Source organism: Bacteroides sp. 224 (assembly GCF_010500995.1).
Lineage (GTDB): Bacteria > Bacteroidota > Bacteroidia > Bacteroidales > Bacteroidaceae > Bacteroides.
In genome coordinates this window covers 21,271-38,177 of the sequence record NZ_QVMK01000029.1, presented here as the reverse complement: position 1 = coordinate 38,177, position 16,907 = coordinate 21,271, and the positions used below count along the sequence as shown (strand labels likewise).

At 42.5% G+C, this 16,907-nt stretch carries 10 protein-coding genes; all 10 read left to right on the top strand.

What is annotated here, in order from left to right:
* The first annotated feature begins 3 nt into the window (after window positions 1–3).
* The 10 genes from D0T60_RS13065 (at window position 4) to D0T60_RS13020 (ending at window position 16,870) form a co-directional block, all read left to right on the top strand.
* Complete coding sequence (locus D0T60_RS13065) at window positions 4–1,692, top strand: sodium:solute symporter (protein ID WP_163218551.1); 1,689 nt, start codon at window positions 4–6, stop codon at window positions 1,690–1,692.
* Window positions 1,693–1,762: 70 nt separating this feature from the next.
* The gene (locus D0T60_RS13060) at window positions 1,763–2,440 is read left to right on the top strand and encodes an NrtR DNA-binding winged helix domain-containing protein (RefSeq protein WP_163218550.1); all 678 of its coding nucleotides are present in this window, start codon (window positions 1,763–1,765) and stop codon (window positions 2,438–2,440) included.
* 76 nt (window positions 2,441–2,516) lie between these two features.
* A complete protein-coding gene (locus D0T60_RS13055) occupies window positions 2,517–3,203 on the top strand; it encodes an L-ribulose-5-phosphate 4-epimerase (RefSeq protein WP_163218549.1) in 687 nt (228 codons plus the stop codon).
* A 257-nt stretch (window positions 3,204–3,460) separates the two neighbouring features.
* Window positions 3,461–4,951 carry an L-arabinose isomerase gene (gene araA / locus D0T60_RS13050; RefSeq protein WP_163218548.1) on the top strand — a complete coding sequence of 497 codons (1,491 nt, stop codon included), beginning with the start codon at window positions 3,461–3,463 and terminating at the stop codon, window positions 4,949–4,951.
* Between the two features lie 97 nt (window positions 4,952–5,048).
* Window positions 5,049–6,644 (top strand): xylulokinase, encoded by a 1,596-nt coding sequence (locus D0T60_RS13045; RefSeq protein ID WP_163218547.1) that lies wholly within the window; start codon window positions 5,049–5,051, stop codon window positions 6,642–6,644.
* A gap of 153 nt (window positions 6,645–6,797) precedes the next feature.
* Window positions 6,798–9,152: a glycoside hydrolase family 127 protein gene (locus D0T60_RS13040; RefSeq protein WP_163218546.1), complete on the top strand. Its 2,355-nt coding sequence runs from the start codon at window positions 6,798–6,800 to the stop codon at window positions 9,150–9,152.
* A gap of 15 nt (window positions 9,153–9,167) precedes the next feature.
* Window positions 9,168–11,099: a glycoside hydrolase family 97 protein gene (locus tag D0T60_RS13035; RefSeq protein ID WP_163218545.1), complete on the top strand. Its 1,932-nt coding sequence runs from the start codon at window positions 9,168–9,170 to the stop codon at window positions 11,097–11,099.
* Window positions 11,100–11,414: 315 nt separating this feature from the next.
* Entirely contained in the window at window positions 11,415–12,956 is a 1,542-nt protein-coding gene (locus D0T60_RS13030; protein WP_163218575.1) for an alpha-N-arabinofuranosidase, read from the top strand.
* A 46-nt stretch (window positions 12,957–13,002) separates the two neighbouring features.
* Complete coding sequence (locus D0T60_RS13025; protein ID WP_163218544.1) at window positions 13,003–15,012, top strand: transketolase; 2,010 nt, start codon at window positions 13,003–13,005, stop codon at window positions 15,010–15,012.
* A 454-nt stretch (window positions 15,013–15,466) separates the two neighbouring features.
* Window positions 15,467–16,870, top strand: coding sequence for a glycoside hydrolase family 28 protein (locus tag D0T60_RS13020; RefSeq protein ID WP_163218543.1), 1,404 nt, complete (start codon window positions 15,467–15,469; stop codon window positions 16,868–16,870).
* Window positions 16,871–16,907 lie beyond the last annotated feature (37 nt).

Below are 16,907 nucleotides of genomic sequence, written 5' to 3'. Positions count from 1 at the left end.
AGTATGCAATCATTAGATTGGATTGTTATTGGAGTCTTTTGTCTGGCTCTTATTGGAATTATCGTATGGGTAATGAAACAAAAGCAGAACGACTCTGCTGATTACTTCTTGGGCGGACGTGATGCTACATGGATTGCTATCGGTGCTTCTATCTTCGCTTCGAATATTGGTTCCGAACACTTAATAGGTCTTGCAGGAGCCGGAGCCAGCAGCGGTATGGCTATGGCACACTGGGAAATTCAAGGATGGATGATCCTTATTTTAGGATGGGTATTTGTACCTTTCTACTCACGAAGCATGGTTTATACGATGCCGGAGTTCCTGGAACGTCGTTATAATTCACAATCCAGAACCATACTTTCCATCATATCTTTAGTTAGTTATGTGTTAACCAAAGTAGCAGTAACCGTATATGCCGGAGGTTTGGTATTCCAACAAGTATTCGGTATCGAATCTCTTTGGGGCATTGACTTCTTCTGGATTGCAGCTATCGGCTTGGTACTTATCACAGCATTATATACAATCTTCGGAGGTATGAAGTCGGTACTTTACACTTCTGTACTTCAAACACCTATCTTATTATTAGGTTCATTAATCATTCTTGTACTTGGATTGAAAGAACTTGGCGGATGGGATGAAATGATGAGAATTACCGGATTAACCACAGTAAATGCAGAAGGCGATACAATGGTTAATCTAATCCGCAGTAATAACGACCCCAACTTCCCATGGTTGGGTGCATTGGTTGGTTCTGCTATCATCGGTTTCTGGTATTGGTGTACCGACCAATTTATTGTGCAACGTGTACTTTCCGGTAAGAATCAAAAAGAAGCCCGTAGAGGTACTATCTTTGGTGCTTATTTAAAATTATTACCTGTATTCTTATTCCTTATTCCGGGTATGATTGCCTTCGCTTTGCACCAAAAAACATTGGATGATGGAGGTTTTTTACCTATGCTTGCAAATGGAGCAACCAATGCCGATGCAGCCTTCCCAACCTTGGTAGCTAAATTATTGCCTGCCGGTGTAAAAGGTTTAGTGGTTTGTGGTATCCTGGCTGCTTTAATGAGTTCGTTAGCTTCTTTATTTAACTCATCAGCTATGTTATTTACTATCGACTTTTATAAACGTTTCAAACCTAATACACCAGAAAAGAAGTTGGTAGGTATCGGCCAGGCAGCTACAGTTGTTATCGTTATTTTAGGTATCCTTTGGATTCCAATTATGCGTAGCGTAGGAGATGTATTGTACACTTACCTGCAAGATGTTCAATCTGTATTGGCTCCGGGCATCGCAGCGGCCTTCTTACTGGGTATCTGCTGGAAACGTACTACTGCCAAAGGAGGACAATGGGGACTACTTTCAGGTATGATTATCGGTCTAACCCGTCTGGGTGCCAAAGTATATTACAGTAATGTTTCCGGAGCAGCAGATTCATTGTTCAAATATCTGTTCTATGATTTGAACTGGTTATTCTTCTGTGGATGGATGTTCCTTTTCTGTATTATCGTAGTGGTACTGGTAAGTTTAGCTACTCCTGCTCCATCGGCAGAAAAAATACAAGGATTGGTATTCGGAACATCAACTCCCGAACAACGTGCCGAAACACGTGCCAGTTGGGGTAAATGGGACGTTATCCACTCTGTTATCATCTTAGGTATAACCGTAGCATTCTACATCTACTTCTGGTAGTGGCGAGCCGCCACAGGCAGATTTCCATGCGGATGGATAAGGTGACTATAATTAAAATACTAAAAAACGAATGAACTCTTACTACAGCCATAATCCTAAGTTCTATGTAGCAGTAGACTGCATCATCTTTGGCTTCAAAGAAGGAGAATTATTTCTGCTATTACTAAAACGTAATTTTGAGCCGTGTAAAGGAGGCTGGTCACTGATGGGGGGATTCACGCAGGAAAGCGAAAGCACAGATGATGCCGCAAAACGCGTACTGCTCGAATTAACCGGATTAGAGAAAGTCTACATGGAACAAGTGGGCGCTTTTAGTGCAATTGATCGCGAACCAAATGAACGTGTTATTTCCGTTGCCTATTACGCTCTCATCAACATTGATGAATATGACCGTAAATTGGTACAAGAGCATAATGCTTATTGGGTAAACGTAAATGAACTTCCTTTGCTTCTTTTCGACCATCAACAAATGGTCGATAAAGCCCGGAAAATCATGCAACAGAAAGCCTCTACCAAACCGATAGGCTTTAACTTGTTACCCAAATTATTCACACTGTCTCAATTGCAAAGCCTATATGAAGTTATATATGGGGAGGAAATGGACAAACGGAATTTCCGGAAACGCGTAGCAGAAATGGACTATATCGAAAAAACGGATAAAATAGATAAGTATAGTTCCAAACGAGGAGCAGCACTATACCAGTTTAACAGTAAAGCTTATCGAAAAGATCCTAAGTTTAAACTTTAGTTACAAGTTACAAGTTACGAGTTACAAGACTCACTTACTCGTAACTTGTAACCCGTAACTCGTAACTAATAACACCATGTTAGAAAAATTAAAAGAAGAAGTATTTCGCGCCAACCTTGACCTTGTAAAGCATGGGTTGGTTATCTTCACATGGGGAAATGTATCGGCTATTGACCGTGAATCAGGTTTAGTGGTGATCAAACCCAGCGGAGTATCTTACGATGACATGAAAGCATCGGATATGGTAGTAGTAGATTTAGACGGAAATGTAGTGGAAGGTAAACTGAAACCCTCATCCGATACTCCTACCCATCTGGTTCTTTATAAAGCATTCCCGGAAATCGGGGGCGTTGTTCATACCCACTCAACTTATGCTACAGCATGGGCACAAGCCGGTTTGGATATCCCCAACATTGGTACTACACATGCCGACTACTTCCATGATGCCATACCCTGCACCGCAGATATGACCAAAGAAGAAGTTGAAGGGGCATACGAACTGGAAACCGGTAACGTGATCGTGAAGAGATTTGAAGGCCTAAACCCCGTTCACACTCCCGGAGTACTGGTAAAGAACCACGGCCCTTTCTCCTGGGGAAAAGACGCACACGACGCCGTTCACAATGCTGTTGTCATGGAACAAGTGGCCAAAATGGCAAGCATTGCATACGCTGCAAACCCTAATTTAACCATGAACCCTCTTTTAATAGAGAAGCATTTTAGCCGTAAACACGGCCCCAACGCCTACTACGGCCAGCGGTAAGATGCCGCAACCAAGCTCCATGCGGAGCCCAACGACCTAATTTACAAAGCGTCAAACGAGCAACCACAGTGAAGCGTTAAAAAAGTCCTTCTGTTTGAGCGCACAGCGCGAGTTTAAGGTCTTTTAGCGAAACGCAGGGCGCGAGTAGCGAAGTAAATTCAGTCTTGATCTTTTCTTTTTGGTATCTTTTTCTTTTGTATCAAGACAAAAGAAAAAGTACAAGTAACAATAAACAATAACCTAATAAAAAGAATATTATGTTCGAAAATTATGAAGTATGGTTCGTAACCGGAGCACAGCTCCTATACGGAGGTGATGCAGTAATCGCAGTAGACGCACACTCAAATGAAATGGTAAAAGGATTAAATGACTCCGGTCGTCTTCCTGTAAAAGTAGTATATAAAGGCACAGCAAACTCATCTAAAGAAGTAACCGCTGTAATGAAAGCCGCCAACAACGACGAAAAATGTATCGGTATAATCACTTGGATGCACACATTCTCGCCTGCCAAAATGTGGATTCATGGCTTGCAAGCACTGAACAAACCATTGTGCCACTTCCATACACAGTTCAACAAAGAAATTCCATGGGATACGATGAACATGGACTTCATGAACCTGAACCAATCCGCTCATGGCGACCGTGAGTTCGGACATATCACCGCTCGCTTGCGCAAACCTCGCAAAGTAGTTGTAGGTCACTGGCAAGATGCTTCAGCACAAGATAAGATTGCTGTTTGGATGCGCGTATCCGCTGCCTGGGCAGACGCTCAAGATATGCTTATCGTTCGTTTCGGCGATCAAATGAATAACGTAGCCGTAACCGATGGAGACAAAGTAGAAGCAGAAATGCAGTTAGGTTATCATGTGGACTATGTTCCTGTAAATGACCTGATGGAATACTACAAGGCAGTATCAGATGCCGACGTAAAAGCATTAGTAAAAGAATATTTCGCTGACTACGACCATAGCCCTGAATTGGAAAAAGAAGGCACAGAAGCATATACTAAAGTATGGAACTCTGCAAAAGCAGAAATTGCCATTCGTCGTCTATTGAAAGATATGGGAGCAAAAGGATTTACATCCAACTTCAATGATTTAGGTTTGATGGATCAAATACCTGGTCTTGCCAGTCAACGCCTGATGGCAGAAGGTTACGGATTCGGGGGCGAAGGTGACTGGAAAACAGCAGCTTTGTACCGCACCATGTGGTTCATGAGCCAGGGCATGCCTAAAGGCTGTTCATTCCTGGAAGACTACACATTACACTTCGACGGAGAAAAGAGCGCCATTCTTCAGGCACACATGCTTGAAATTTGTCCGCTAATTGCTGCCGAGAAACCTAAATTGGAAGTACACCGCCTAAGCATTGGTATCGACAGCGAAACTGCTCGTCTGGTATTTACTTCTAAAGAAGGTGAAGGTATCGCAGCTACAATCGTTGATATGGGTAATCGTTTCCGCATGATCGTAAATAAGGTGGATTGTATCAAGAGTAAAGCACTTCCCAAACTTCCGGTTGCTTCTGCTTTATGGATTCCACGTCCAAACTTAGAAGTAGGTGCAGGTGCATGGATTATGGCAGGTGGTACACACCACACCAGCTTCTCTTATGACCTGACTGTAGAATATATGGAAGACTACGCCGAAATCGCAGGTATCGAATTGGTTGTCATCGACGAAAATACCACTATGCCTGAATTCAAGAAAGAACTTCGCATGAACGAAGTATTTTACATGCTTAAATAATCCAGTTGAGAGTTGAGAGTTGAAAGTTGAGAGTTACGATGCCGCATGGTAACTTTCAGCTTAACTCTCAACTCTCAACTCTCAACTCTCAACTAATATGATAAATGCAAAATCAACCATCGAAGCAGGCAAAGCCATTCTGGGGATAGAGCTTGGTTCTACACGAATCAAGGCTGTTTTGATCGACCAGGAGAACAAACCCATCGCCCAAGGAAGTCACACCTGGGAGAACCAATTGGTCGACGGACTTTGGACATACAGCATGGATGCCATCTGGAATGGCCTGCAAGATTGTTATGCCGATCTTCGTTCCAACGTACAGCGTGCTTATGGTATCGAAATAGAGAATCTGGCAGCCATCGGCGTAAGTGCCATGATGCACGGTTACATGGCATTCAATGAGAAAGAAGAAATTCTCGTGCCCTTCCGTACCTGGAGAAATACCAACACGGGACAGGCAGCAGCTACTTTGTCGGAACTGTTTGTTTATAACATCCCTTTGCGATGGAGTATTTCTCACTTGTATCAAGCCATCTTGAACAATGAGCAGCATGTGAAAGACATCAATTTCCTGACAACGCTTGCAGGATATATCCATTGGCAGATGACCGGTAAAAAGGTATTGGGTGTAGGCGATGCATCGGGCATGCTTCCCATAGACCCTGATACCAAGGATTATTATGCTCACATGGTGACGAAGTTTGACAACCTGATTGCCGGCAAAGGATATGGTTGGAAACTACTTGACATTTTACCCAAGGTATTATCCGCAGGTGAAGATGCCGGAACACTTACCACAGAAGGAGCTAAGAGACTCGACGTATCAGGAAACCTGAAAGCAGGAGTACCCGTTTGTCCACCCGAAGGAGATGCCGGCACCGGTATGGTAGCAACCAACGCTGTAGAGCAACGTACAGGAAATGTATCGGCTGGCACCTCATCTTTCTCTATGATTGTATTGGAGAAAGACTTGTCTAAACCTCACGAAGAGATTGATATGGTAACAACTCCCGACGGAAGTTTAGTGGCCATGGTACATTGTAACAATTGCACCTCCGACCTCAACGACTGGGTAAACCTCTTCAAAGAATATCAGGAACTACTGGGCATACCTGTAGATATGGATAAAGTATACGAAAAGCTCTACAACCATGCACTTACCGGCGATACGGATTGTGGAGGATTGCTTTCATTCAACTATATCTCGGGCGAACCCATAACAGGATTTGCCGAAGGTAGACCCTTGTTTGTACGCTCTGCCAACGATAAGTTTAACCTGGCTAACTTCATGCGGACACACTTACAAGCTTCTGTGGGTGTTCTAAAGATGGGTAATGACATTCTCTTCAATGAAGAAAAGGTTAAAGTGGATAGAATTACCGCTCATGGCGGATTATTCAGAACCAAGACCGTAGGCCAAAGAATACTTGCAGCAGCATTAAACTCGCCCATCTCTGTGATGGAGACGGCTGGCGAAGGAGGTGCCTGGGGCATTGCTCTGTTAGGTTCTTACTTAGTGAACAATGACAAGAAGCAATCTCTTGCCGATTTCCTTCATGAACATGTGTTTGGTGGAGAAGCCGGTATTGAGATCTCACCTTCGGCAGAAGATGTAGAAGGCTTTAACGTATACATCGAAAGCTACAAGGCAGCCCTGCCCGTCGAAGAAGCAGCTGTAAAATTTAAGAAGTAGCGGCAACGTACCGCAGCGAAGTTATCGCTATATAGATCAGGGATAAAAGTTCGTCATTCTGAGTGAGCCTCACTCAGAATGATCGGCTTCCCCTTATCCTTTATCATCCCTTTTTTTACACCAACATCTCCTATTTAAACACCCTGATATAATATGAAAATAACCTTCATCATTAACATACTCCTTTTCTGTTTTCTTCTTAACGGAAAAGCCCAAACCCCCAAAGTAGTTTCCTACTTCCCCCTTCAAAAGGTAAAGCTACTGGAAAGCCCCTTTTTAAATGCACAACAAAAAGACCTTCAATACATCCTTGCGATGGAACCGGACAGGTTACTCGCACCTTACTTACGTGAAGCCGGACTCACTCCCAAAGCTCCCTCTTATACCAATTGGGAAAATACCGGATTAGACGGACACATCGGCGGACATTATCTGTCGGCACTTTCCATGATGTATGCAAGTACAGGCAACGAAGAAATGAAGCAACGTCTTGACTACATGATTGATGAGCTCAAGAAATGTCAAGATGCCGTCGGAACCGGATTCATAGGGGGCACCCCCGGAAGTATCCCGATGTGGAAAGAAATTAAGGAAGGAAACATTCGCGCTTCCGGTTTCGGACTGAATGGCAAATGGGTACCTTTATACAATATACATAAGACGTATGCCGGTTTGCGTGATGCCTATCTCTTTGCCGGAAATGAAACCGCAAAAGAACTGCTGATAAAACTTACAGATTGGATGATAGACATTACCGGTCAATTAAGTGACGAGCAGATGCAGGATATGCTTCGCAGCGAACACGGCGGACTAAACGAAACCTTTGCCGATGTATATGAAATAACCGGGGATAAGAAATATCTTACACTCGCTAAACGTTTCTCTCATCTGTTTATTCTTAATCCGCTGCTTGAAAAGAAAGATAAACTCACCGGTCTGCATGCCAATACTCAAATTCCCAAAGTCATCGGTTACAAGCGGATTGCTGACCTGGAGGGGAATAAAGCCTGGGACGATGCCTCTTCTTTCTTCTGGCAAACAGTCATTCAAAACCGCAGTGTCAGTATCGGGGGCAATAGCGTTCGCGAACATTTTCACTCGGCAGATAACTTTGAGCCCATGGTAACAGATATCGAAGGACCCGAAACATGCAATACTTATAACATGCTTCGCCTCAGCAATATGTTCTATCAAACGACTTGTGATACGCACTATCTGGATTATTACGAACGGGCACTTTATAACCACATTCTTTCTTCTCAGGAACCAGAAAAAGGAGGCTTTGTTTATTTCACCTCCATGAGACCGGGGCATTACCGTGTCTATTCTCAACCTCATACAAGTATGTGGTGTTGCGTAGGCTCGGGACTGGAAAATCACACCAAATACGGTGAACTGATATATGCACATACCGATGATGCTTTATTCGTCAACCTTTTTATTCCCTCACGCCTACAGTGGGATGCAAAGAAAGTGGTGCTTACGCAGGAAACCCGTTTCCCGGATGAGGAAGAGGTTCGTATCCGCATCGAAGAAAGTAAAAAGAAAGCATTTACCTTGCATATAAGATATCCTAATTGGGTAGATTCAAGTAAAGCAGTTTCTATAAGTATCAATGGAAAGAAAGTCGAAGATACTCCAACTGCCGAGAACGGCTATATCTCTTTGCATCGTAAATGGAAAAAGGGAGATGAAGTAACGATCCAACTTCCCATGTCACTTACGATGGAGCAATTACCCGATCAATCCAATTTCTATTCCTTCAAATACGGTCCGATTGTATTAGCAGCGAAGATGGGTACGGAAGATCTGAAAGGGCTTTATGCCGATGACAGCCGGGGCGGACACATTGCCCACGGAAAGCAAATCCCTTTGCAAAACGTTCCATTATTGGTAGGAGAAGCAGACCAGTTATTATCTTTCTTTCGCAAACAAGAAGATAAATTGGCTTTTACTTACACAGGAACGACTTTCCCCGAAAAGACCATCGAATTTATTCCTTTCTTCCGACTGCATAATGCACGGTATGCGGTTTACTTCCGTCAGGTAACGGGCGCAGACCTGCAAACCATCAAAGAAGAAATTACTAAACGGGAAGAGGTTGCCGCCCGATTAGCCGCCCGCACGGTAGATTTAATATATCCCGGAGAACAACAGCCTGAATCCGATCACTTCATTAAATACGAGGACTCGCAAACAGGCACCCGCGATAATCGCCATTTCCGCAGCGCCAAGGGCTGGTTTGGTTACGAGCTTAAAGTAAAAGATACGGCGGAAAGTATAGCGCTGGTTCTTCATAAGAAGGATCGCAATCCTGATACACGCATTTTAATAAATGATGTGGAAATTGTTTCCGAGCCATCTACATCGGATATAGACGAGAATTTTATTCGGGTGATGTATAAGTTGCCTCAGGAACTAAAGGAAGGAGTACATCAGATTAAGTTTATGCCTAAAGCTGCGAATAGTGAGACAGCACGTATTTATGAAGTTAGATTGATTAAATAAACACCAGAACAAACAATGAAGAAAAAACTATTAACCATGTTATGCATAGTACCCGGAATGCTATGTGCACAGCAAGTTGAAAGCCCGGATGGCAAGTTAAAGATTCAACTGCAACTGAATGAAGGTAAACCCTCCTATTCAGTCACTTACAATAACAAAGTTATGCTGGAGCCATCTCCATTGGGAGTAGAAACTTCGATTGGAAGCTTCGCCGAAAAGCTTGTATCCGTAAAATCAACCACACGGAAGATTGATGAAACGTATAGTTTGACTCACGCCAAAGCAAGTCGCGTGCATTATACAGCCAATGAGCTGACGAGTATTTATACCAATCCAAAGAATGATACGCTACAAATTATCTTTCGCGTAGCTAATAATGATATTTCTTTGGTATACCGTATCACATCTCCCAAAAGTACTCATTGTACAATCAACCGTGAACTTACCGGATTTGATTTCCCGGCACATACCACCACCTTTATTACTCCGCAAGCTCCCTGGGGAGAAGGCTGGATGAGAACCAAACCCAGTTATGAAGAAGAGTACACACTCGATGAACCCATCGGTACACCTTCTAAATATGGAATCGGATACACTTTCCCGGCTTTATTCCACCTCGGAAACCATGGCTGGGTAATGCTCTCCGAAACAGGCGTAAGTAGCCTTTATGCCGGAACAAGATTAAGCGAAGGCACCAAAGATGGTCTCTATACCATTGCATTTCCCGAAAAAGAAGAGAATCACGGAGTAGGCGATGCAACGGCAACAGCAAGACTTCCTTTCTTAACTTCCTGGAAAACAATTACTATAGGAGAGACTTTGAAGCCTATTGTAGAAACCACCTCTGCTTACGATGTAGTAAAACCACTCTATGAACCTTCACAAGTTTATAAGCCCGGCAAATCTACCTGGAGCTGGATTCTGTGGCAAGATATAAGTTGCAATTATCAAGATCAGGTTATATTTATCGATTTGGCAGCAGATCTTGGTTATGAATACATTCTTATTGATGCTCTTTGGGATAAACAAATCGGCTATGAAAATATGCCTTCTCTCATTGCTTATGCTCAATCCAAAGGAGTAGACGTTATTTTATGGTATAACTCAAATGGTTCATGGAATGACGCCCCACAAGGGCCTCACAACCGAATGGATACGGCTCCGGCACGTCGTAAAGAGATGAAATGGATGCAGTCTTTAGGTGTAAAAGGTATTAAGGTTGACTTCTTTGGAGGAGATAAACAGGTAACCATGAAACTTTATGAGGATATATTAACTGATGCCAATGAATATGGCATCTCTGTTAACTTCCATGGCACTACCCTTCCTCGAGGATGGGAACGTATGTATCCAAATCACATGACCAGCGAAGCGGCGCTTGTTTCTGAGAACCTGGTATTTAATCAATATCATACAGATAGAGAAGCATACAGTTCTACGATATTGCCATTCACCCGGAATGCTGTATCAGGCATGGACTTTGGTCCTGTATTCTTCAACAAGAAATACTCCAAAGATCAGGTAAAAGGAACGATACGCAAAACAACCGATGCTTTTCAGGTAGCCAGTTCAGTAATCTATCAATCAGCTATACAGCACATGGGCATCACCCCCAACAATTTGAATGAGCAACCGGATTACGTACTCGATTTTATCAAGAAAGTGCCTACCGTATGGGATGAAACCCGGTTTATAGACGGATACCCCGGTAAATACTTCGTGGTTGCCCGCCGATATGGTAATAAATGGTATATAGCCGGTAGCAATGCAGAAGAACAAACAAAGAAGTTAACACTTTCTTTACCCTGGCTGGCGGGAGAGGAATTAGCGGTTATCTATGATAAGGAAGATCGTGCTGCCGGATTTAAAACAATGAAAGTAGATAAGAAAGGGAATCTTGTGATTGAGATGAAGAACCTGGGAGGATTTACGATTTATACGAAATAATTTATTAAGCCACAGATTACACGGATTACACGGATTTTAATGCACGGATAAAATAACCCTTTCAGATATTAAGTAGATGTTCATAATTAGTTTATATCATTACCCCCTCCGCCCTTTGGGCACCTCCCCCTTGCAGGGGAGGAATTCCTGCGGCATCGACTCCTCCCCTGCAAGGGGGAGGTGCCCAAAGGGCGGAGGGGGACTTTCTCATATTATGAATTAATTTTGAATACCTACTTATAAATTAAAATCCGTGTTTTAAATCCGCACAATCCGCGTCATCCAAGGCTAAAACCATTAAACAATAAACAAATGATGAAAAGACAAATTTTACTTGGTACAGCATTAGTAGCTTCCATGTCTATCTTTGCACAAAAAAGTGCATCAATCACCGTAAAGGTAGATGAAGGAAAACAAATTATCCCAAAGGAAATCTACGGACAGTTTGCCGAACATTTAGGTACTTGCATCTATGGCGGATTATGGGTAGGCGAAAACTCCCCTATCCCTAATACCAACGGCTATCGTACAGATGTACTAAACGCATTGAAGGATTTAAAAATCCCTGTATTACGCTGGCCGGGAGGATGTTTTGCCGATGAATATCATTGGATGGATGGTATCGGTCCCAAAGAAAACCGTCCTAAAATGGTAAACAATAACTGGGGAGGAACCATTGAAGATAACAGCTTCGGAACTCACGAATTCTTAAATCTGTGCGAATTGCTTAACTGCGAACCTTACATCAGCGGAAATATAGGTAGCGGAACCGTAGAAGAACTTGCCAAATGGGTAGAATATATGACTTCGGATGGAGACTCGCCTATGGCTAACCTTCGTCGTACAAACGGTCGTGATAAAGCATGGAAAGTAAAATACCTGGGAGTAGGCAACGAAAGCTGGGGATGTGGTGGAAGCATGCGCCCTGAATATTATGCAGATCTTTATCGCCGCTATTCCACTTATTGCCGCAATTACGATAGTAACCGTCTTTATAAAATTGCCAGTGGTGCCAGCGATTATGATTACAACTGGACAGAAGTATTAATGAATCGAGTGGGTGGACGCATGCACGGGCTTTCACTACATTATTATACTGTAACCGGCTGGAGCGGCAGTAAAGGATCGGCCATCAACTTCACTGATGAAGATTACTATTGGGCTATGGGTAAATGTCGTGAAGTGGAAGATGTGCTTAAAAAACACATCGCCATCATGGATAAACATGATCCTAAGAAAAGAGTAAACCTCTTATTAGATGAATGGGGTACCTGGTGGGATGAAGAACCGGGAACTATTCGTGGACACCTGTATCAGCAAAATGCTTTGCGCGATGCCTTTGTGGCTTCTCTTTCATTCGATATTTTCCACAAATACACAGAACGCTTAACTATGGCTAACATCGCTCAGATTGTGAATGTACTTCAATCTATGATTCTGACCAATGACAAAGGAATGGTGTTGACTCCTACCTATCATGTGTTCAATATGTATAAAGTTCATCAGGATGCTACTTATATTCCTCTGGATATTACATGCGATGAAATGAAAGTACGCGACAACCGCACTGTGCCCATGATTAGTGCTACTGCTTCTAAAGATAAAGAAGGAAAGATACACATTTCTCTTTCTAATATTGATCTGGATAATAGTCAGGAGATCTCTATCAATCTGCCCAATGTGAAAGCGAAAAATGTAAGTGGACAGATTTTAACTTCAAAAAATATCACCGACCACAACACTTTCGAGTCTCCCAATGTTGTAAACGTGAAAGAGTTTAAAGGAGCTAAATTCAATAAAGGAACGCTGACGGTGAAAATGCCGGCAAAATCTATTGTTACGCTGGAGTTAAACTAACTACTAAATAATTATCTTTGCAAGAAATTAAATTAATATTTGAATTATGAATGACATCAAGCTTATGAACCGTGCGGCCGACAACATCCGTATCCTTGCCGCCTCAATGGTTGAAAAGGCAAAGTCCGGCCACCCGGGAGGTGCTATGGGAGGTGCGGATTTCATCAATGTACTATTCTCCGAGTTTTTAATATACGATCCTCAAAACCCACGTTGGGAAGGACGCGACCGCTTCTTCCTTGATCCGGGACACATGTCGCCCATGTTATACTCTGCACTTGCATTAACAGGCAAGTACACATTAGATGAACTATCGCAGTTCCGTCAATGGGGAAGCCCTACTCCGGGACATCCCGAAGTAGACATTATGCGAGGGGTTGAAAACACCTCCGGTCCACTCGGACAAGGTCATACCTTTGCTGTAGGTGCCGCTATTGCTGCTAAATTCCTGAAAGCACGTTTTGGCAATGTAATGAGCCAAACCATCTATGCTTATATTTCCGATGGTGGTATACAAGAGGAAATCTCTCAAGGATCGGGCCGTATAGCCGGAACATTAGGACTTGATAATCTTGTTATGTTCTATGATTCAAACGACATTCAACTGTCAACAGCTACCAGCGCTGTTACCAACGAGGATGTTGAAATGAAATACAAAGCATGGGGATGGCATGTTATCAACATCGATGGTAACGATGCACAATCTATCCGCGATGCATTGAACGAAGCTAAAAAAGAAACAGAACGTCCTACACTTATTATCGGTAAAACCGTAATGGGTAAGGGTGCCCGCAAAGCCGATGGAACAAGCTACGAAGCATGTTGCGAAACACACGGCGCACCATTAGGAGGCGATGCTTATAAAAACTCCATCAAGAACTTACAGGGCGATCCAGAAAATCCTTTCGTTATTTTCCCGGAAGTGGCAGAACTATATGCCGCACGTGCCGAAGAGCTGAAATACATTGTTGCTGATAAGTATGCCGAAAAAGAAACGTGGGCAAAATCAAATGCTGAATTAGCCACCAAATTAGAAGCATTCTTTAGTGGCAAAGCTCCTCAGGTAGATTGGGCTGCTATTGAGCAAAAACCGGGAGCAGCTACCCGTAATGCATCGGCTACCGTATTAGGTGCACTGGCTACCCAAGTAGAAAATATGATTGTGGCTTCGGCCGACCTTTCCAACTCTGATAAAACAGATGGATTCCTGAAAAAGACACACGCTTTCACCAAAGGAGATTTCAGCGGTGCTTTCTTCCAGGCAGGAGTTTCTGAACTAACCATGGCATGCGTTTGCATTGGTATGGCTCTTCATGGTGGTGTTATTTCTGCATGTGGTACCTTCTTTGTGTTCTCCGATTATATGAAACCTGCTGTACGTATGGCAGCATTGATGGAATTGCCCGTTAAGTTTATCTGGACGCATGATGCCTTCCGCGTAGGCGAAGACGGTCCGACTCACGAACCGGTAGAACAGGAAGCTCAAATCCGTTTGATGGAAAAACTCAAAAACCACAAAGGACATAATTCAATGTTGGTACTTCGTCCGGCTGATGCAGACGAAACCACTCAGGCATGGAAAATGGCCATGGAAAATATTTCTACACCTACCGGATTGATTTTCTCGCGTCAGGATATAACCAAGCTTCCGGAAGGAACAGATTATACTCAAGCTGAAAAAGGCGCTTACATTGTAGCCGGAGCAGATGAAAACCCGGATGTAATTCTGGTAGCATCAGGTTCCGAAGTATCTACCTTGGTGGCAGGAGCAGAATTACTACGCAAAGATGGTTTGAAAGTACGTATTGTTTCGGCACCTTCCGAAGGTTTATTCCGTAGCCAGAGCAAAGAATATCAGGAATCTGTTATTCCTTCCAACGCCAAGGTATTTGGTTTAACCGCCGGATTGCCTGTAAACTTACAAGGACTGGTAGGATGTCATGGCAAAGTATTCGGATTGGAATCATTTGGTTTCTCGGCTCCTTACAAAGTACTTGACGAGAAACTTGGCTTTACTGCTGAAAATGTATATAAACAAGTGAAGGAGATGTTCTAAAGATTAAGTTTAGATAACTTAAAGTAAATAAGGTGAGGTAAAGATAGGTGAAGTAAACGCCTAACTTTACCTCACTTTTCTATTTAGGAAATCACTTCTCACCTTATTTTATTTGACTATTCCCTTAGCGTCTTCTCACACTATCCAATAAAAATATATTTTCATCGAATGCTTAATTCGACGACACCCGGGTATCGCATACTACGACATGGGGGTGTCGTATACCATGACACCCGGGTGTCATCTACTCTTTGATCGGCTAAAGACAGAATCATACAGCAGTTTCTTTTTCTTTGAACAAATGAAACCTTAGATAAGATTATATGAAAGAAACAGGAAGACACCAATATAGGGATGGAAAAACCAATTATAACACTCATTCTGTCAAAATATACATATTGTTATCAATTATCAACTGTATTTTTGTAATTACTAATATCAAATTTAGAATATCATGAAGAAAACATCTGTAACATTACTCCTATTATTATTCTGTATCATCTCCTGGGCTAATCCTATTGATAAAGCATTCAAAGAAAGCGCTAAAATCGAAAAGCAAATCAAAAGAACATCCTTTCCTAAAAAGGTATACAATATCATCGACTTTGGCGCTACTCCAGATAATCCTACTGAGCCATGTCATGAAGCCATTAATCTTGCAATCATCACTTGTAATCAGAATGGAGGGGGTACAGTGCTTGTACCTAAAGGCACTTTTTATACAGGTCCTATCACACTGAAGAGCAATGTGAACCTCCATGTAGAAGAAGGAGCTACCTTAAAGTTCGACACTAATCAGAATTTATATTTCCCGGCCGTTGTCACTCGTTGGGAAGGGGTCGACTGTTACAATGCCCGCCCTTTAATATATGCTTATGGAGAAACCAATATTGCCATCACAGGAAAGGGAACTATTGATGGGCAAGGCTCTAAGGAAACATGGTGGCCTATGTGTGGCGCTGCCAAATATGGTTGGAAAGAGGGAATGACAGCACAAAGAAATGGTGGACGTGAAAAGCTTTTAATGTATGCAGAAACCTTTGCCCCCATCTATAAGAGAATAATGACACCCGAAGATGGCCTCCGTCCACAATTAATCAATCTATACTCTTGCCATACTGTTTTAATTGAAGATGTGACCCTCTTAAACTCTCCGTTCTGGGTAATCCATCCTCTATTTTGCGAGAGCTTAATTGTACGTGGAGTGAATATCTTCAATAGAGGACCTAACGGAGACGGATGCGATCCTGAATCATGTAAAAATGTCCTTATAGAGAACTGCATTTTTGATACAGGTGATGATTGTATTGCTATTAAATCGGGCAGGAATGCAGATGGTCGTAAATGGAATATCCCAAGCGAAAATATTATTGTACGCAACTGTCAAATGAAAAATGGACATGGCGGTGTAGTAATCGGAAGTGAGATTTCAGGGGGGTATCGCAATTTATTTGTCGAGAATTGCCAAATGGACAGTCCTTTACTTGATCGCGTTATCCGCATCAAAACAAGTACTTGCCGTGGAGGATTAATAGAAAATGTATTTGTACGCAATGTTACTGTTGGACAATGTCGCGAAGCTGTATTAAGGATCAATCTGCAATATGAGAATCGCGAGAATTGCAAACGGGGCTTCACCCCTACTGTAAGAAATGTGCATCTCAAAAATGTTACCTGCGAGAAAAGTGATCTTGGAGTACTTATTATCGGCTTGGATGATTCTGAAAGCGTTTATAATGTAAGTGTGGAAGATTGCCATTTTAATAACGTCAAAAAAGGCACAAACAGAATAGATGGAAAAGTGAAAGATCTCACTTTCAAGAATTTATATATTAATGAAGAATTAATTGAGCAATAATACAGTTAGATACAAACGATGAAAGGGATCCGAATAG